Raw genomic sequence first — 17,837 nt, forward strand, 5'->3', positions numbered from 1 at the left:
GCAGAAACTACCGAGTGATTGAAGGGAGGGTCCCCTTTGCAGGCGTTAGATCATATCCGTGTACTAGATTTGTCGAGAACATTGGCGGGACCGTTTTGCACGATGCTGCTCGGTGACATGGGCGCAGACATTATCAAAGTGGAGCAGCCTGACGTAGGAGATGAGACGCGTCGGTTTACTCCGCCTACTTGGGATGGCATCAGCAGCTATTACCTTGCGTCCAATCGAAACAAGAGAAGCATAACAGTGGATCTCAAAACGGAGGAAGGAAGAGAGATCATCTATGAGCTAGCCAAGACAGCAGATATACTGGTAGAAAATTTCCGCACGGGCGCTCTGGATCAGATGGGGCTGGGCTATGAACAAATAAGACAGATTAATCCCAAGCTGATTTATTGCTCCGTATCTGGATTTGGACGTACTGGCCCCGAGAAGAATCGAGCAGGCTACGACTTGCTGCTCCAGGGGTACGGTGGCCTGATGAGCATAACTGGAGAGGAAGGCCGTGGACCTGTCAAGGTAGGGACCTCCCTTGTCGATATGAATGCAGGGATGTTTGCCGTCTATGGGATTTTGTCTGCCCTCATAGCCCGCGAAAGAACCGGCAAAGGGCAGTTCATCGATGTCAGTCTCTTGGATGGTCAGGTCGTTCTCCTCAATTACCTTGCGACGAGCTACTTTGCCACAGGCCGTGCTTCTGGCCGACTAGGTTCTGCCCATCCTTCCATCGTTCCGTACCAAGCTTTTCCGGCAAAAGATGGGGATATCATTCTAGCGATCGCAAACAACAGCCTGTGGGAGCGAGCCTGCCGTGCTTTGGGGTGGGAAGATTTGCGAGAAGATCCACGGTTTCAGACCAATGACGACCGAGTCGCCCATCGTGACTTGCTGGCTGCCATTATTTCTGCACGCATCGCTGAAATGGACAGACAGGAAATCATTCACAAGCTTGATCAAGCAGGTGTTCCCGCAGGCCCGATTCATACCGTAGATCAAGTCTTGAATCACCCTCAGGTGCTTGCACGCGAGATGGTGCTCGAAGTAGAGCATCCGATCGTAAAAGATTTGAAAATGCCCGGCTTTCCCGTGAAGCTTTCCGATACACCTGCACAGGTTCACAAGCATCCACCGCTTCTGGGCGAGCATACGGAGGAAATTTTGCTGGAGATGGGCTTTTTGCCAGAGCAGATTGAAGGATGGAGAGCAAGCAAAGTGATTGGAAAAGGGTAAACGAAAAAAGAGCGCGCATTTATGGCGTGCTCTTCTTGTTTAAAGCTCACAATAGTTAATAGCCAGGGTATTTCACGACGGGCCATTTTTCCTTTCGCAAAGCATCTATCAATTCAGGGCCGACATTCAAATTGGCACTGACGAGGTCATGCGGGGTAAGTGCCATCCATTGATTCAACGATACGTCGACAAACCGATCGCTTTTGAACATCTCCAGAAACCAGAGTGTCGTACTCCCCGTGTTTTGTATGTAATGACCCGTTGCAAAAGGGACATAGCCGACGTCACCTGCACGGTAGTCAAAGGTACGGGCTGTACCTTCTCCCGTAAATACCGTCATGCGTCCTTGCCCAGTCAAGTAATATTGCCATTCGTCATTATTGGGATGCCAATGCAGCTCCCGCATGGCACCTGGCTTGATTTCGACCAGTGCTGCCGCAATCGTCTTGGAGATGGGAAAGTTGCGCGAATCAACAATCCGCACACTACCTCCCGGGGTCACGATTGGTTTTTGGGCGAGCAGACGATGGGTAAAGCTCAAAGGAACGGTTCCATAGGGGGATTCCACCTCCTCTTCTCGGATCGAGCCGGGGACCTCTCCCTGAAAAATGTACACCTGCTTGGGCGGGATATGGACGAAAGCATTCTCAGGTACACCGAAATTGTCCGAAAGCACGTCACGAGGGGTATGCGCGAACCAATCCGAGATCGACAACGTATTTAAATCGGAAAAATTTCCGTCGTCGAAAACAAGTAAAAATTCACAGCCTTCCTCAAGACCTTGGATGGAGTGGGGGATTCCCGGCGGAAAATACCACAGATCACCAGGTCCGATGTCCGCGATAAAATTGCGTCCATCCTGATCAACGGACGTTATCCGCGCACGTCCCAATAGCATGTACGACCATTCTGCCTGTTGATGCCAGTGAAGCTCCCGGACGCCTCCTGGGGTCAGGCTCATGTTGACACCAGCCAACGTGGTTGCAATGGGGAGCTCACGAACGGTCACTTCACGAGACCATCCGCCATGGTTTAATGTCATGACAGCGTCAGAAAAAGAAAACTTCAAATTTGGGAGCAAGCCATTGTCTGTAATGGGAGGAACGAGCATATCTGGGTTTTGCAGATCGCGTGCAATATTTCGAGGACCTTGATCGACCCAGCCAGCCCCATCACTTCTCATCGGCTCGGGCACAGGGCGATCTGATTTCGATTTTCCCATTTTCCGCTGCCTCCTTTCACGATCGTATGGTTTCCTCAGCTACTCGCTTCTTTCATAAACAAAGATATGGTCAGATGCTTGCCTATTATTCAAAATTGGGCTTGGACAAATGGGAATAAAGGCAGCGGAACTCATTAAACATACTTGACCGGTATGAATTATAGGATTAAAATAAATAAGAATCATTCTATTTCGGTTTTTGCCTCGGGATCCTTCATGGAATACATTCTAGAGGGGCTTCTGTTTTTACTATCATCAGTCTGGAGGAATGGAACGTGGAATATATATGTCTGACCTGTCAGCAAATCGTTGAGTCACGGGAAGATCTATGTACACACCTTCAGCAGTTTTTCGCTTCTTTGCAAGGGCAGAAAATCTGGCGTATCCGGTTTCTCCATCGGTATGCGTACGAATTTTACAGCGATCTGCAAATCAAGGATCTCATTTCGGAGCAGCCACTCATGGTGTCTGAGGTGATGTGTGTGGAGGAATTTGATCCGCGCACCTATACAGGCGTAAACACGATGGGCAAAAGTGTATCGATCTTTGAATAACTACAAATGACATATCTTTCGCGAGTGAAGAGAAGAGTACATGGATTTTCACAGGAAACCATGTGCTTTTTTGTTGTTTTCATGAGTGTACCTAGTGGAGGATTCAGGAAAGGGACGAGCTGTTTCGAAAAAAAGGTTACGGAATGTTTATTATGTTAACTTCTTATCCCTCCAAACAAATTGTTTAAAAAATGCACATCTGTCTATGAAACGGGACGAATGCACGAAAGATAACCAATTAATCGCTGTCCGTTCTGTGATAAGGCTAGCGAATCAGTAAAAAGATTCGGTCTGGTACGGTCCTTGCATAATCAAGTCGGGTGAAAATAGCCTGACAGCAGTCTACCCAAACAGGTGGTGGCGTATATGGATTTTCCCCAGGAATTTGATTTGCTGAGGAAGACGATAAGCAGCTTTGTGAAAAGAGAAATCGAACCGATAGCCGAAGAAATGGATCGCAAAGATGAGTGGCCAAAGGACATGTGGAACAAGCTGGGAGAGCTTGGCGTGCTGGGGCTGACTGTCCCAGAGGAATACGGTGGTGCAGGATTGGGACCAGTGGAGCAAGCGATGGTGACGGAGGAAATCGCGAAATACAGCGCAGCGATTGCGGTGTCCTACGCAGCACACGCGAATTTATGCACGCACAATCTGTACCACAATGCAACCGAAGAGCAAAGGAAAAAGTACCTGCCTGGCCTTTGCACCGGAAAGCTGATCGGGGCTTTAGGGCTGACTGAACCAGGCTCGGGATCGGATGCGGTCGGGATGAGGACGACGGCACGAAAAGTAGGGGACCGGTACATTTTACAGGGCAGCAAAACGTTTATCACGAATGGGCCTGTTGCTGACGTTATCCTCGTCTATGCGAAGACAGACAAAGAGAAAGGAGCGCATGGGATCACAGCTTTTCTCGTAGAAAAGGGTTTTCCAGGCTTTTCGGTATCCAAGCGATTGGAAAAAATGGGGAATCGCGGCTCGGAAACAGGAGAGCTGATCTTTGATGAATGCGAGGTTCCAGCCGAAAATGTGCTTGGAGAAGTGAACAAGGGCGTAAAGGTGATGATGTCCGGCTTGGATATCGAGCGTGTGATCGTCTCAGCACTGGCACTGGGAATCGGAGAAGGAGCGTTTCGCGAAGCAGTCAAATACGCCCAGGAGCGCAGCCAGTTCGGGAAGCCGATCTCCCATTTCCAACTCATTCAAGCAAAAATTGCAGATATGTACACCGCACTGGAAGCAGCTCGCTTGCTTACTTACGATGCTGCGCGACTGGCAGCCGAGAATCAAAAAATAACGCTGAAGGCTGCGGCTGCTATTCTTTTTACAGCGGAGACAGCGACAAAGGTAGCGCTGGAGGCGGTGCAAATTCACGGGGGCTACGGCTATATGCTCGATTATCCGGTGAATCGGTATTTGCGTGATTCGAAGCTATATGAGATCGGTGCAGGCACGTCGGAAGTAAGAAGATTGATCATTGCCAGAGAGCTGTTGGGAGTAAAGACGTTCTAGGATAAATAAATTCCGGTCCATCCGGTAGAAGGCAGGGGAAGAGATCATGCAGATCTTTTCGGAGAATCTCTTGGCGAATCAAGTAGCCATCGTAACCGGGGGAGGTACAGGCATCGGAAAGCAGATTGCAAAAACCCTCGGTGAAAGCGGGGCGAAAGTTGTTATCGCCGGGCGCAGGAATGAAGTTTTGGAAGAAACCAGGAATGAATTTGTAAAGGAGGGGATTGAGACTCGCGCGATTTCCATAGACATAAGAGTACCGGAGCAAGTCCAGCAGCTGGTAAATTTTACGGTAGAATCCTTTGGCAAAGTGGATATTCTCGTCAACAACGCAGGCGGGCAATTTCCGAAAAAATCAGAGGAACTGACACCGAACGGGTGGAATGCTGTTATACACAACAATTTGAATGGAACCTTTTACGTCACCCAGGCAGTGGCTAAGCAGATGATCAAGCAAGGGACGGGAGGAGCAATAACCAATATCCTGGTCAGCTTTCTGCATCGAGGTGCTCCGGGGATTGCGCATTCTGTAGCCGCAAGAAATGGGGTGTACGGGATGATGCGGACATTGGCCCTAGAATGGGCGAAATACAACATTCGTATCAACTCGATTGGCCCTGGTCTATTTGTGACAGAAGGGATGAAAGAGGAAATGGCAAGCTCGGCGGGCCCCCATTTTATAGAGCAAGTCACCGAGGACGTACCTCTCGGGCGGACAGGAAAACTGCAGGAGCTGGGGTGGCTGGTGACCTATTTGTCCTGCCCGGCAGCAGAGTATATGACTGGCGAATTTATTGTGATAGATGGCGGCAACTCACTTGGTAGAGGACTGACGTTTGTCCCTTATTAAGAGCGAGAAACGTAAAGCGCGAAAATGTTGCCCGAAAGTGAGGAGGACGAAATGAATCTCGCATCCTATCTGGAAAGATCCGTTCGAGAGAATCCTCAGCAGGTCGCTATTCGAATGGACGAGAAAGAAATCACTTATGAACAGTTTGACCAGAGGGCCAGAGCCCTCGCAGCGTATTTTCGTCAAAATGGATTTGCCAAAGGTGACAAAGTAGGTATCTATCTAGCCAATTGCCCTGATTACCTCATTCTTTTTTATGCCGCATGGATGCTTGGGGGCGTGGCTGTCCCCATCAACTATCGATTCCGCCAAGAAGAGCTTGCGTTTGTGATCGCGGACGCTGAGATCAAATGGCTTGCTTTGACCAGGGAAGACCTTGAAAAATTACAAGACATCTTGACAGATCACGAGCACATCCGGCTGCTGCTTGCTGGGGAGCTGGAGGAAGGCAATCGTCATACGTGCTTATCCGAGATCTATAAAACAAGTCTGGAGCAGAAGGTGTCGGTCTTGCCCTGCCGGGATTCAGAAGACGCGATGCTGATGTACACGAGCGGGACGACTGGCAAACCGAAAGGAGTCAGGCAGACCCATCGAACGAACTCTGCATCGATCGAGATGGTTGTGGATGCATGGAAGCTGACTTCACGTGATCATATATTGGCTACCCTTCCGATGTTTCATGTAGGGGGATTGCAGTGTACGACACTTCCTACACTTTTTACAGGTGGGACGGTCACCCTGCTATCGCGCTGGTCGCCAAAAAACTGGATTAGCCAAAGCCGCGAGCTTCAGCCTACATGGTCAGGATTGATTTCAACCATGCTGATCGATGTCGTGAACTTTTTCAAAGCAAACCCGCAGGAGCAGCGCCAGATGAATCATTACCGATTGTGCTTCTTTGGGGGGTCTCCCACACCCAGTGTAATTTGCGAGTATTTTGAAGAGGTAGTTGGCGTGAATTTGCTGGAAATCTATGGGCAAACAGAGCTATCCGGTTTGATGATAACCTATCAAGCGGGAGAACGGCGCATTCCAGGATCTATGGGTAAACCAATGGCACAGGTCGTGGAAACCAAAATCGTCTCTGCTGACGGAGAGAGACTGATCGCACCTGGTGACGAGGAAGCAGGGGTGATGTATTTGCGAGGTGACGTCGTGACTCCTGGCTACTGGAAGCGGGACGAGTTGAATCGCGAGCGATTTGAGGACGGGTGGTTGAAGACAGGGGACATCGTCCGCTGGGATGAAAACGGGTACCTGTACTATACCGACCGCTTCGATGATCTCATTATTACCGGCGGCGAAAATGTTTACCCGAAGGAAGTGGAAAACATTCTGGCGGAGCATCCTTCCGTTGCTGAAGTTGCCGTCATTGGAACGCCGCACGAAAGATGGGTGGAGCAGGTTACCGCAATTATCGTCCCCCGGGAAGAAGCGAATGTCGCTATTGCCGATATCGAAGCGTTTTGCGTGCTGCATCGCGGACTCGCTGGATACAAACGACCGCGAAAGGTCCTCTTCGTCTCGGAACTCCCCAAGACAGGAAGCGGAAAAATCAATAAAAGTATTCTCAAGCAGCAATATCGGATGCAGCATAGCGAAAACGAGACAACTGACGGGAATATTGTCTGAATTTTAAAAATAAACATAAGGAGGGATGGCCATGTCGATTGCGTACAATTTGATTCACCGTGTAAATGTGGGCGATATTTTGAAGCGAAGCGCGGCGCGGTTTCCTTATAAAACGGCAGTAATTGAAGGCGATCGCAGAATCAGCTACAAAGAGTGCAATGCGTGGGTCAATCAAGTCGCGAGGGGCTTGCTCGCATTGGGCCTCCGGCATGGCGACCGTTTGGCGATTTTGGCGAGCAATTCCATCGAATTTGTGCTTGTTTATTTTGCCTGCGCCAAAGCGGGGATCACGATCATTCCGATTAATTTGGCGCTGCATCCGGATGAGGTCTCCTACATTTTACAGGACTCTGGCGCAAAAGCAGTCGTATTGGAAGAGATGTTTCTGGATAAATGGCCTGCGGTAGGGGAGGGCCTTGCTGTCACAGATCTCATCCTGATTGGCTCTGAGTCGGATCCCGAGCAACCAGGAGCGATCCGCTGCCACAAGTGGGAACAAGTATGGCAGGCTCAGAACGACACAGAGGTTGTATGCCAGGTGGAAGATCGCGACCTCATGCAATGCTTGTACACCAGTGGAACGACCTCCCATCCGAAAGGGGTCATGAGCAGTCACATCGCGGTTTACTTAAATACGTTGGGCACCGCTTTTGATTTGAAGTTTACGGGGAACGATGTCTCGATCGCTATGCTGCCTCTGTTTCATACAGCACAATTGAATGCGGTTACAACACCAGTCATGATCGCTGGGGGAACGACCGTGATTGTTAAGAAGTTCGACCCCGTTGCTGTCATGCAGCTCATCGAGCGGGAGGGAGTCACCCAAATCTTCGGCCTCCCGATGATGTACCGTGCTTTGCTCGATCACCCGGAGAGGGAAAGCTTTGATTTGACTACGCTAAGGCTGTGCATTTATGCGATGGCACCTATGCCCAACCAAGATTTGCAGCGAGCACATGATGTTTTCCAATGCGATTTTGCTTTGTTGTTCGGTCAGACAGAAATGGCTCCGGTCGCTACCGTATTCCGGCCTGAGCATCAATTGACCAAATCTGGTGCGGTGGGAACACCGGCTGCGAATGTCGAGGTTGGGATCATGAATGAATGTGGGGATCTATTGCCGACAGGGCAAGTCGGTGAAATCGTCTACCGCAGCCCGCAAACGATGGAGGGCTATTTGAATGATCCACAGAACACGGAACACGCTTTTGCAAACGGATGGTTTCATAGTGGGGACGAGGGATATTTTGATGAAGATAACATCCTGTGGTTCGCAGACCGAAAGAAAGACATGATTAAAACAGGCGGCGTAAACGTGGCGTCGATCGAGGTGGAAAAGGTCATCTTCCAGCATCCGCGAGTGCTCAACGTCGCGGTGGTCGGTTTGCCTCACGTGCATTGGACGGAGGCGCTGACGGCTTTTGTCATCTCCAAGGACGATGAGGCAGTGCCAGAGGAAGAAATCATCCAGCTGTGCAGGACTCAATTGGGCGGCTTCAAGGTACCGAAAAAAGTAGTGACCGTCAAAGCCTTTCCCATGACGACAACAGGCAAAATCCAAAAGCATCTGCTAAAGAAAGAGTATGCGGAGCTGTATGTCACTTCATTGACGTAGGCGAATATAAGAATATCCTGACAAAAAGAAACTGACGCTCAAAGGCGTCAGTTTCTTTTTGTCATTTCTCATCCACCATAGCGTCCCAATCTGTCAAAGAACTCCTTCAGGAAGTTGTAAAACAGCTTTTCCGAAGGAGGCAGCTCCCGGTTTTTCGGGATGATGATGCCTACGGTTCTCGTCACGACTGGTTCATTGATTCGCAGCTTGACAGTCTCACGCGGGACATTATCGGCCAAGGTCAGTTCAGGTAACAGTGTCACTCCAAGTCCAGCGGCCACGAGCCCTTTGATGGCGTCGATGTCTTCCCCTTCAAATGCGACTTTGGGCTCGAACCCCATTTGAGCACAGGCATTGACGACAATGCTGCGCAAAATATACCCCGGTGGGAACAAAACAAATGTATCCTGCATCAGCTCGCTCAAACGCAACGTTTGATGTTTGGCAAGGGGGTGCTTCGCTGGCAGCAGGGCAACGATCTCTTCTGCAAAAAAGATGTGGCTCTGCACGTTTTTTTCCTGAGTGGGAACCGGGCCGAGAAACGCGATGTCAAGCTCTCCCTTGATGACCGAATCGATCAGGGGAAGATAGGCACCTTGTCGCAGCTGAAAGCCGATGTCCGGATAGCGCGCGCGGAAAGCGGAAATTACGGCTGGAAGCGGGTTCGCTGCGAGACTGCTGGTAAATCCTACACGGATTGAACCGCGCTCGGGATCGAGGATTTCCTTGATCTTTTTCTTGGCTTTCTCGATCTCAGCCAATGACAGCTCTGCATGCTGGAGAAAAATCTTGCCGATATTCGTCAGTTTGACATTTCGTCCTTCTCGGATAAACAAAGACACGCCCAGTTCCTTTTCCAGAATGGCCATGTGCCTGCTAAGTGCGGATTGGGCGACGTGAAGGGAATGGGCTGCCTCCGTATAATGCTCCCGTTTGGCGACCTCAATGAAGTATTGTATCTGTCTGAAATCCATTTTTTATCTCCTTACACGCGACTTATCTCAATATGAGATCAATTCACCAATTATTATATATTGTTTAAATAATTTGCTCAATCTAAAATAAGTCTTACCAGAGAGAGTAAGGAGTGGAGATTATGACAATGCGTGGAATGCCTGAACGACAGGGACTTTATGACCCGATGTACGAACATGACGCTTGTGGGATCGGCTTTATCGCCAACTTGAAAAACAAGGCGAATCACGAGATGGTGAAAAAAGGATTGGAAATTCTCTGTCACTTGGAGCATCGCGGTGGACAGGGAAGCGATCCGGAAACAGGCGACGGCGCCGGTATTTTGACGGGCATTCCGCATAGCTTCTTCAAAAAGTCATGTGAAGAGCTAGGCTTCAAGCTTCCTGCCCAAGGCAAGTACGGTGTGGGCATGCTATTTCTCCCAATGGACGAGACTCTCCGCCAGACGTACGAAAAACAATTGGAAGAGATCATTATCAAAGAAGGTCAAAAGCTGCTCGGATGGAGAACGGTTCCAACCGATTCGACTAAAATCGGAAAGACAGCGAAGGCGAGTCAGCCGTTTGTCCGCCAAGTATTTATCAGCGCGAGCTCGCAGGTCAAAGAACAGCTCGCATTTGAAAGAAAATTGTATATGATCAGAAAACAGATGGAGCGGATCGCGAAAGAAGGCTTCTATGCAGCTTCCATGTCCAGCCGAACCATTGTTTATAAAGGCTTAGTGACTCCAGAGCAACTGGATCAGTTTTATAGTGATTTGCAAGACGAAAGCTACGCGTCCCCATTTTCTGTCGTGCATTCCCGCTTTAGCACAAACACGTTTCCGACATGGGAGCGTGCTCATCCCAATCGTTATTTGATCCACAATGGTGAGATCAATACGCTCCAAGGAAACATCAACTGGATGCGTGCGCGTGAACAAATGTTCCAGTCAGAAGCGTTTGGAGAAGATCTGAACAAAGTCGTGCCTGTAATCGATCTAGAAGGCAGTGACTCTGCGATCCTCGATAACTGTGTGGAATTTTTCTCCCTGGCCGGTCGGTCGTTGCCGCACGTGGCCATGATGCTGATCCCTGAGCCATGGGACCAAGACAAAAATATCGACGCTGCGAAAAAAGCGTTCTATGAATATCACAGCTGCTTGATGGAACCATGGGACGGTCCAACAGCGATTTCCTTTACCGATGGAAAACAAATCGGGGCGATTCTGGATCGCAACGGTCTGCGTCCTGCTCGTTACTATATTACCTCTGATGATACTATTATTTTCTCATCGGAGGTAGGGGTTCTCGAAATTCCAGATGAAAAGATCGTGCAAAAAGGACGTCTGAGTCCAGGCAAAATGCTTCTCGTCGATCTGGAGGAAGGTAGAATTGTCTCCGATGAAGAGATCAAGCAGAAGATTGCCAGCGAGCAGCCTTATGAAGAATGGGTCAGCAAAAATCTGGTATCGCTTGCAAACCTGCCAAAAGCTGTTTCTCCAGCCAATCTGACGAAAGAGGCATTGCTGGCACTTCAAAAAGCTTTTGGATATACACAGGAAGAGCTGTCCAAAGTTCTGACGCCGATGGTTGCCGAGAAAAAGGATCCGATCGGCTCGATGGGGATCGATACACCATTGGCTGTCCTGTCTGATCGCCCACAGCTGCTGTACAACTACTTCAAGCAATCTTTTGCACAGGTAACCAATCCACCAATCGATGCGCTTCGTGAGGCATGTGTCACTTCTACTTTATCCTATCTGGGTGCAGAGGGAAATCTGCTGGCACCAGATGAGAGCAACAGCCGGCGTATTCGCCTCCGTTCCCCGCTGTTGTCGAACGCAGAGCTGGCACAGCTGGTAAGCAATCCACATGCAGAGTTTCAAGCGAAGAGATTGCCGATTCTGTTCCCGGCCAACGGTGGCGCGGAAGAGCTGGAGAAGGCTCTAGATGAGTTGTTTGCTTCTGCCCAGCAAGCGATGGCTGAGGGTAACACCTTGTTGGTATTGTCTGACCGTGGGATGAACGCAGAGCTAGCTGCCATTCCCTCATTGCTGGCAGGCAGCGGCCTTCATCATCACTTGGTAAGTCAAGGTACCCGGACGCAAGTAAGCTTGATCATCGAATCCGGAGAACCGCGTGACGTCCATCAGTTTGCAATGCTGATCGGTTATGGTGTAGATGCGATCAATCCGTATGTGGCCATTGATTCTTTGGTTGAGCTGGTCGAAGCGCAGAAGGTCTCTGATGTAACTGCGGAAGAAGCAGTGGGGATCTACCTACAAACGGCCATTGAGGGCGTCGTGAAGGTCATGTCCAAAATGGGAATTTCCACCGTCCAAAGCTACCGTGGTGCACAAATTTTCGAAGCAGTCGGCGTTGACCAGACTGTCATCGATCGATACTTCACACGTACAGCCTCCAAAATCGGAGGAATCACGCTGGAGATTATTGCAAAAGAAGCGTTGATCCGTCATGCAAAAGCCTTTTTGCCTGAGCATGCGGAGGAAACGTTGGAGGCAGGAAGCGATTTCCAATTCCGTCGTGACGGCGAGTTTCACCTCTTTAATCCAAAGACGGTGCACGCTCTGCAAAAGGCTGTTCGTGAAGGCAGCTATGAGCAATACAAACTGTATTCGGAACTGGCAAATGAACAGCAATTTGCGTTCCTGCGCCATCTGTTAGATTTTAAATCGGACAGAAAGCCTGTGCCTTTAAACGAAGTAGAGTCTGTAGATTCCATCGTTCACCGCTTTAAAACAGGGGCAATGTCCTACGGTTCCCTCAGCAAGGAAGCGCATGAGTCACTGGCGATTGCAATGAACCGTCTGGGTGCAAAAAGCAACAGCGGGGAAGGCGGAGAGGATCCACAGCGCTATCTTACAGACGAAAATGGCGACCTGCGCCGCAGTGCGATCAAACAGGTAGCTTCCGGGCGATTCGGCGTATCCAGCCACTATCTGGTCAATGCCAGCGAGATTCAAATTAAAATGGCGCAAGGGGCGAAACCAGGTGAAGGCGGCCAGCTCCCAGGGAACAAGGTTTATCCGTGGATCGCGGAAGTACGGAAATCTACACCGGGCGTCGGGCTGATCTCTCCACCGCCGCATCACGATATCTATTCCATTGAAGATTTGGCACAGTTGATCTTCGACTTGAAAAATGCGAATCCAAAAGCACGGATCAGCGTGAAGCTCGTTTCCAAAGCAGGGGTAGGTACAATTGCTGCAGGTGTTGCCAAAGGTCTGGCGGATGTGATCGTCATCAGCGGACACGATGGCGGGACGGGTGCATCGCCTAAAAGCAGTATCAAGCACGCAGGATTGCCGTGGGAGCTGGGACTTGCCGAAACCCATCAAACGCTGCTCTTAAACCAGCTTCGCGATCGTGTCGTAGTAGAGACAGATGGCAAAATGATGACAGGTCGTGACGTTGTCATCGCGGCATTGCTCGGTGCGGAGGAGTTTGGCTTTGCGACTGCACCACTTGTTTCCATCGGTTGTGTCATGGCGCGGGTGTGCCATTTGGATACCTGCCCGGTAGGAGTTGCTACCCAAAATCCGGATCTGCGCAAAAAATTCAAGGGAGATCCGCAGCATGCGGTAAACTTCATGCGCTTCGTAGCCCGTGAAGTACGTGAAATCATGGCTCAGCTGGGCTTCCGTTCTTTCGAGGACATGATCGGCCGCAGCAATCTCCTGACGATGAACGACAAAGCGAAAGAACACTGGAAAGCGAAGCACATTGATTTGTCTCTGCTTCTGTTCCAGCCAGAGGTACAGGGCGATACAGGCAGATTCCATCAGCGTGCACAAGATCACAAGCTGGATGCCACGATGGACCGCAAGCATCTGCTTGATCTGACCAAACCAGCGCTGACCAAGCAGCGCCAAGTGGAAGTCAAGCTGCCGATCAACAACACAAATCGCGTAGTGGGAACCATTCTGGGCAGTGAAGTGACGAGACGCTATGGCGAGCATGGTTTGCCTGAGGATACCATTCTGCTGAATTTCCAAGGGTCTGCTGGTCAAAGCTTTGGTGCCTTTGTCCCACGTGGTATCACGATGAAGCTGGAAGGCGATGCGAACGACTATGTAGGCAAAGGATTGTCCGGCGGGAAAATTGCAGTGTTCCCTTCGCAAAAAGTGACCTTTGCTCCCGAAAAGAACATCATCATCGGGAACGTGGCGTTCTACGGTGCGACATCCGGTGAAGCCTATATCGGCGGTATGGCAGGAGAGCGCTTCTGCGTACGCAATAGCGGCATGACAGCTGTAGTCGAAGGAGTCGGCGATCATGGCTTGGAATACATGACAGGCGGACGTGTCGTCGTGCTTGGCCAGGTCGGGAAAAACTTTGCAGCCGGGATGTCAGGCGGTACGGCATATGTTTTGGTAGAAAACAAAGAAGTGTTCGCCGCTTCCTGCAATCAGGAAATGGTACTGCTTGAACAGCTGCAGGAGGAACGCGAAAGGAAGGAAGTGAAACAGCTTCTGGAAAAGCATGTCGCGTATACTGGCAGCAAGCATGCCCAAAGATTGCTCGACCAATGGGAGCAGACAGTAACAAAGTTCGTCAAAGTCATTCCAAAAGACTACAAGCAAATCATTCTCACGCTGGAAGAATTGCTTCAGTCCGGAATGAAGCGCAGCGAAGCCATTTTGGCAGCTTTTGAGATGAGCCAAAAGAAAAACTCCGAAAAAGCCCCAAAGCGTAAAGCGGAAGAACAAGTCGCGGCTACTGTCGGAAAGTAGCATTCCGAAGCATCAAAACCGATCCTTCACTGCTGTCAGGTGAGGATCGGTTTTTTCTTTGTTAGCTTCCCGGGCAGTTCAGGCATTCCTTTCTTAGGGAACGATCTGCTATCATTTTCTTATCATAGAAAGAAAAAGGGATGGATGAGAGAGATGGCTGTTAACTTCTGTATGTCATGTGGACACCCGATGGAGACCCGCGAAGTAGATGGGGTCGAACGTCGCGTCTGCACAGCTTGTGGCAATGTTCACTGGGGAAACTACAGTATTGGGGTCGGAGCCCTCGTGTTTAAGGACGAAAAAATGCTCCTCGTACGCAGAGCGCAGGAACCGGGAAAAGGAAAGTGGACGAATCCGGGTGGGTATATTGAACAGCTGGAGCCGATTGAACAAACAATCGTGCGTGAGGTTTTGGAAGAGACAGGCATACAGGCAGAAGTGAAAAGCATTGTTGCGGTCCGCGACCAGCCACGCAGCATTCATAATGTATACATTGCATTCGAAATGGCTTATGTGGAAGGCGAACCTCGACCAGATGAAGTGGAAGTCGACCAAGCAGGCTTTTTTTCTCTGGAGGAAATGAAGGATATGGAGCTGGCCAGCTTCACCAGATGGCTGCTCGATGTAGCACTGCACGTAGACAAAAATGGACTTACAATTGATCAGAAAGCGACAGCGGCTGGGAATGGGGATGTCTATTTCCGACTCTAGCAAAATCCCAACCCGATAAGGAAAGAGAGGGAAACGCATGCAATCTACTGTTTATGAGCTGGACGTACAACCTGACGTCATCCAAGCAGGACATGTGAACAACGTGAAGTACCTGGAATTTTTGGAGCAGGCACGCATGCCGTGGTATGAAGCCTTTTCGAACCTGGGTTTCAGCTCTTTTATGGCGAATCTGAACGCTTCCTACAAAAAGGAAAGCTTTCTAGGTGATCAGCTTCGCATTCAAACCAGCGTTCACCACGTCGGAAATACGAGCTTCGTGCTGAAGCAGACCATCACGAATCAACGTGAGGCAGAGGTGTTGGAAGCAGAAGTGACTTTTGTCGCTGTTGATAAGAATACGAAAGAAAAAATTCGCGTTCCGGATATCATGCGTGTAGCTGTCGAACCCTTGTGGAAATAAGAGCTACGCTGATCCAACCGTTATTACCGGTAGTTACCAAGATATCCCACAAGTAACTGGATTAAAAGGAGATACTGCTAAGGTGGTCCGGTGGGAACAATATTCGTATTACGCATTTTCAACAACGAGCAATGGTAACGTTCATTATGAAGCAGAAGGTTGGGGGAAAGGAAAATGATGGATTCTTTCCTGTTACCTTTGACTGGAGTGAATTACAGATCGATTCATCAAGGTTGTAACAAGAAATTCTATCAACGGCCCTCGGGGATAACTCGAGGGTATTTTTTTGTTATACGAAAAGTTGCGGCCCACAGCCCTGACTCACGGGTTTGTGCTGTAGGAAAGGCTTGGTATACGATTAAAATTCGCTTGTCCTTGATGATTCCAGCGAACATGTAGCACCTCGCATTCATTTTCGTGGAATCTCGCTAAAACTCAGGCTTTGGGAAAACTTCATTCCCATGTAACCATTCGAGTAACATCGCCCATCTCCTTGTTTTTTGACAACAAATGGATCCCACCAGCTTGCGTGCAAGTGATGTCGCAAAATATTGACGTTGACGTAAACGTTACTTGCGTGATAATTTAATTTCATAAATCAGGAGGACTTGAGGGGAGATGTCATGAGCTTTTATAAAATCGAAGAAGTTGCAAAAGAGTGCGGCTTGACGAAGCGCACCATCCGTTACTATGAGGAAATCGGCTTGCTGTTTCCACCGGAGAGAAGTGACGGAGGCTATCGCATGTATACAGATCGGCATATTGAGCTGCTAAAGAAGATCATCAGCGCACGGGATGTGCTGGGCTTTTCATTGCCGGAGCTTGTAGAGTTTATCCAGATGAGCGATAGTGTCAACAGCCAGCGTGTGGAAGCCAAGCAAACAGAGGATATTCAGAAGAAGCTGGAAAAAGTAGCCGAGCTGGAGGAAACGCTGGAGAAACAGCTTCGCATGATTGATCTAAAGCTGGAGAAGATCAGGCAGTTCCGGTTAGAACTCGTAGATTTGCAGGAGCGCGTAGAAATCGCCAAAACAAAATACACAGCCATGATGGCAAATCAGGAGTGAAGATAAGGATGTCACGTTCAGGAAATGCTGCAGCCAAGGCAAACAGTGCGGATGCGTACGAGGCTGGACTACTGCAGCAGCCTCGATCCGTCTGGGCGGTATTTTTTGCGGGTATTATTGCCTTCATGGGCATTGGGCTGGTTGACCCGATTCTGCCGGCTATTGCGGAAAAGATGCATGCAACCCCGAGTGAAGTCAGTATGCTTTTTACCAGCTATAATGCCGTCATGGCGATAGCTATGCTGTTCACAGGGATGATTGCTTCCCGGATCGGTGTGAAAAAGACGCTGCTTACTGGGATTGTCATCATCGCGCTTTTTTCCTTTCTCGGAGGTGTATCCAATCATATTTGGGTACTGGGTGGATTGCGTGGAGGATGGGGACTTGGGAATGCACTCTTCGTAGCCACCGCATTGACGGCGATTGTCTCTTTGTCCCGATCAGGTGTGACAAAGGCGATCATCCTGTATGAAGCTGCAATCGGACTTGGTATTTCTGTCGGTCCACTGCTGGGAGGAGAGCTGGGAGCGATCTCGTGGAGAGGTCCATTTTTTGGAGTAGCTTCGTTGATGGTAATTGCTTTTATCGCCCTTATTTTCCTCATGCCGGCTGAAGCTGTGACAACCAATGCTCCGAAAAAGAAGACCTCGTTGAGCGATCCATTCCGTGCGATGAAGCATCGTTCCCTCGTCGTGCTTGGGTTGACGGCTTGCTTATACAACATCGGGTTTTTTACTCTCATGGCGTACGCTCCTTTCGTGATGGGACTGGATGAGCATGGGCTGGGTTACGTCTTTTTAGGATGGGGAGTCTTGCTTGCCGTCACGTCGGTCTTCATGGCGCCCATCCTGCAGCGAAAGTTTGGGACAGTCAAATCCATGTCCGTCATGCTCGGCCTTTTTGGCTTAACCCTTCTCGCCATGGGAATATGGACGAATACACCAGCTGTCGTGATTGTGTCAGTCATTTTCTCCGGCGCTTTGCTGGGGAATAACAATACGCTGATTACGACCGCTGTGATGAATGCAGCACCAGTCGAGCGTTCGACTGCTTCGGCTGCGTATAGCTTCTTGCGATTTATCGGCGGTGCGATTGCTCCTGTGATGGCAGGTAAGCTGGCAGAGTGGTTCAACCCTCATGTTCCGTTTATTGTAGGGGCGTGCTTTGTCCTCTTGTCTGTGGTTTTTGTATTCCTGAATCGCCGCCACGTCATGCACGTAGATCACGCTGGTTCGGGTCATTAAGATGAAAAGGCTGGAGAACTCCAAGAATGAACGTGGGGTTCTTTTTTTTGTGTCTGCATGGCAGAA

13 protein-coding genes are annotated in these 17,837 nt (G+C 49.7%); 11 read left to right on the forward strand and 2 right to left on the reverse strand.

Annotation, left to right across the window (positions count from 1 at the left end; translation table 11 throughout):
- Positions 1-36: 36 nt before the first annotated feature.
- Complete coding sequence (locus EDM55_RS10520; protein WP_122960299.1) at positions 37-1,230, forward strand: CaiB/BaiF CoA transferase family protein; 1,194 nt, start codon at positions 37-39, stop codon at positions 1,228-1,230.
- A gap of 55 nt (positions 1,231-1,285) precedes the next feature.
- Here the strand turns inward: EDM55_RS10520 and EDM55_RS10525 are convergent, their stop codons facing one another.
- On the reverse strand, positions 1,286-2,452 hold the full coding sequence (locus EDM55_RS10525; protein ID WP_122960300.1) for an oxalate decarboxylase family bicupin: 1,167 nt from the start codon (positions 2,450-2,452) through the stop codon (positions 1,286-1,288).
- Between the two features lie 275 nt (positions 2,453-2,727).
- Between EDM55_RS10525 and EDM55_RS10530 the strand changes: the two genes are divergently transcribed.
- The 5 genes from EDM55_RS10530 to EDM55_RS10550 all read left to right on the forward strand — a co-directional run bounded on the left by EDM55_RS10530 (position 2,728) and on the right by EDM55_RS10550 (position 8,618).
- Complete coding sequence (locus EDM55_RS10530; protein ID WP_246070809.1) at positions 2,728-3,006, forward strand: hypothetical protein; 279 nt, start codon at positions 2,728-2,730, stop codon at positions 3,004-3,006.
- Between the two features lie 366 nt (positions 3,007-3,372).
- Positions 3,373-4,518 (forward strand): acyl-CoA dehydrogenase family protein, encoded by a 1,146-nt coding sequence (locus EDM55_RS10535; protein WP_122960302.1) that lies wholly within the window; start codon positions 3,373-3,375, stop codon positions 4,516-4,518.
- Positions 4,519-4,564: 46 nt separating this feature from the next.
- Positions 4,565-5,368, forward strand: coding sequence for an SDR family oxidoreductase (locus EDM55_RS10540; protein WP_122960303.1), 804 nt, complete (start codon positions 4,565-4,567; stop codon positions 5,366-5,368).
- Positions 5,369-5,419: 51 nt separating this feature from the next.
- On the forward strand, positions 5,420-7,003 hold the full coding sequence (locus EDM55_RS10545; protein WP_170184307.1) for a class I adenylate-forming enzyme family protein: 1,584 nt from the start codon (positions 5,420-5,422) through the stop codon (positions 7,001-7,003).
- A 31-nt stretch (positions 7,004-7,034) separates the two neighbouring features.
- The gene (locus EDM55_RS10550) at positions 7,035-8,618 is read left to right on the forward strand and encodes a long-chain-fatty-acid--CoA ligase (protein WP_218033679.1); all 1,584 of its coding nucleotides are present in this window, start codon (positions 7,035-7,037) and stop codon (positions 8,616-8,618) included.
- Between the two features lie 68 nt (positions 8,619-8,686).
- On the opposite strand, the gene gltC is transcribed toward EDM55_RS10550, so the two are convergent.
- Positions 8,687-9,592: a glutamate biosynthesis transcriptional regulator GltC gene (gltC, locus tag EDM55_RS10555; RefSeq protein ID WP_122960306.1), complete on the reverse strand. Its 906-nt coding sequence runs from the start codon at positions 9,590-9,592 to the stop codon at positions 8,687-8,689.
- 122 nt (positions 9,593-9,714) lie between these two features.
- On the opposite strand from gltC, the gene gltB reads away from it, so the two are divergent.
- The 5 genes from gltB to EDM55_RS10580 all read left to right on the forward strand — a co-directional run bounded on the left by gltB (position 9,715) and on the right by EDM55_RS10580 (position 17,771).
- A complete protein-coding gene (gltB, locus tag EDM55_RS10560) occupies positions 9,715-14,328 on the forward strand; it encodes a glutamate synthase large subunit (protein WP_122960307.1) in 4,614 nt (1,537 codons plus the stop codon).
- Between the two features lie 171 nt (positions 14,329-14,499).
- Positions 14,500-15,039 (forward strand): NUDIX domain-containing protein, encoded by a 540-nt coding sequence (locus EDM55_RS10565; RefSeq protein WP_311133298.1) that lies wholly within the window; start codon positions 14,500-14,502, stop codon positions 15,037-15,039.
- A gap of 37 nt (positions 15,040-15,076) precedes the next feature.
- On the forward strand, positions 15,077-15,460 hold the full coding sequence (locus tag EDM55_RS10570; protein WP_122960308.1) for an acyl-CoA thioesterase: 384 nt from the start codon (positions 15,077-15,079) through the stop codon (positions 15,458-15,460).
- A gap of 623 nt (positions 15,461-16,083) precedes the next feature.
- Positions 16,084-16,527: a helix-turn-helix domain-containing protein gene (locus EDM55_RS10575; RefSeq protein ID WP_092269943.1), complete on the forward strand. Its 444-nt coding sequence runs from the start codon at positions 16,084-16,086 to the stop codon at positions 16,525-16,527.
- Positions 16,528-16,535: 8 nt separating this feature from the next.
- Positions 16,536-17,771: an MFS transporter gene (locus EDM55_RS10580; protein ID WP_092269940.1), complete on the forward strand. Its 1,236-nt coding sequence runs from the start codon at positions 16,536-16,538 to the stop codon at positions 17,769-17,771.
- Positions 17,772-17,837: the final 66 nt, after the last annotated feature.

This window comes from Brevibacillus centrosporus, assembly GCF_003710815.1.
GTDB classification, from domain to species: Bacteria; Bacillota; Bacilli; order Brevibacillales; family Brevibacillaceae; genus Brevibacillus; species Brevibacillus centrosporus.

Excerpts from the sequence above, each read along its gene's own strand:
- EDM55_RS10565 (WP_311133298.1), top strand. The coding sequence starts at position 14,500 with ATGTCATGTGGACACCCGATGGAGACCCGCGAAGTAGATGGGGTCGAA.
- EDM55_RS10540 (WP_122960303.1), top strand. The coding sequence starts at position 4,565 with ATGCAGATCTTTTCGGAGAATCTCTTGGCGAATCAAGTAGCCATCGTA.
- gltB (WP_122960307.1), top strand. The coding sequence starts at position 9,715 with ATGACAATGCGTGGAATGCCTGAACGACAGGGACTTTATGACCCGATG.
- EDM55_RS10525 (WP_122960300.1), bottom strand. The coding sequence starts at position 2,452 with ATGGGAAAATCGAAATCAGATCGCCCTGTGCCCGAGCCGATGAGAAGT.
- EDM55_RS10570 (WP_122960308.1), top strand. The coding sequence starts at position 15,077 with ATGCAATCTACTGTTTATGAGCTGGACGTACAACCTGACGTCATCCAA.
- EDM55_RS10545 (WP_170184307.1), top strand. The coding sequence starts at position 5,420 with ATGAATCTCGCATCCTATCTGGAAAGATCCGTTCGAGAGAATCCTCAG.
- gltC (WP_122960306.1), bottom strand. The coding sequence starts at position 9,592 with ATGGATTTCAGACAGATACAATACTTCATTGAGGTCGCCAAACGGGAG.
- EDM55_RS10535 (WP_122960302.1), top strand. The coding sequence starts at position 3,373 with ATGGATTTTCCCCAGGAATTTGATTTGCTGAGGAAGACGATAAGCAGC.
- EDM55_RS10575 (WP_092269943.1), top strand. The coding sequence starts at position 16,084 with ATGAGCTTTTATAAAATCGAAGAAGTTGCAAAAGAGTGCGGCTTGACG.
- EDM55_RS10550 (WP_218033679.1), top strand. The coding sequence starts at position 7,035 with ATGTCGATTGCGTACAATTTGATTCACCGTGTAAATGTGGGCGATATT.
- EDM55_RS10580 (WP_092269940.1), top strand. The coding sequence starts at position 16,536 with ATGTCACGTTCAGGAAATGCTGCAGCCAAGGCAAACAGTGCGGATGCG.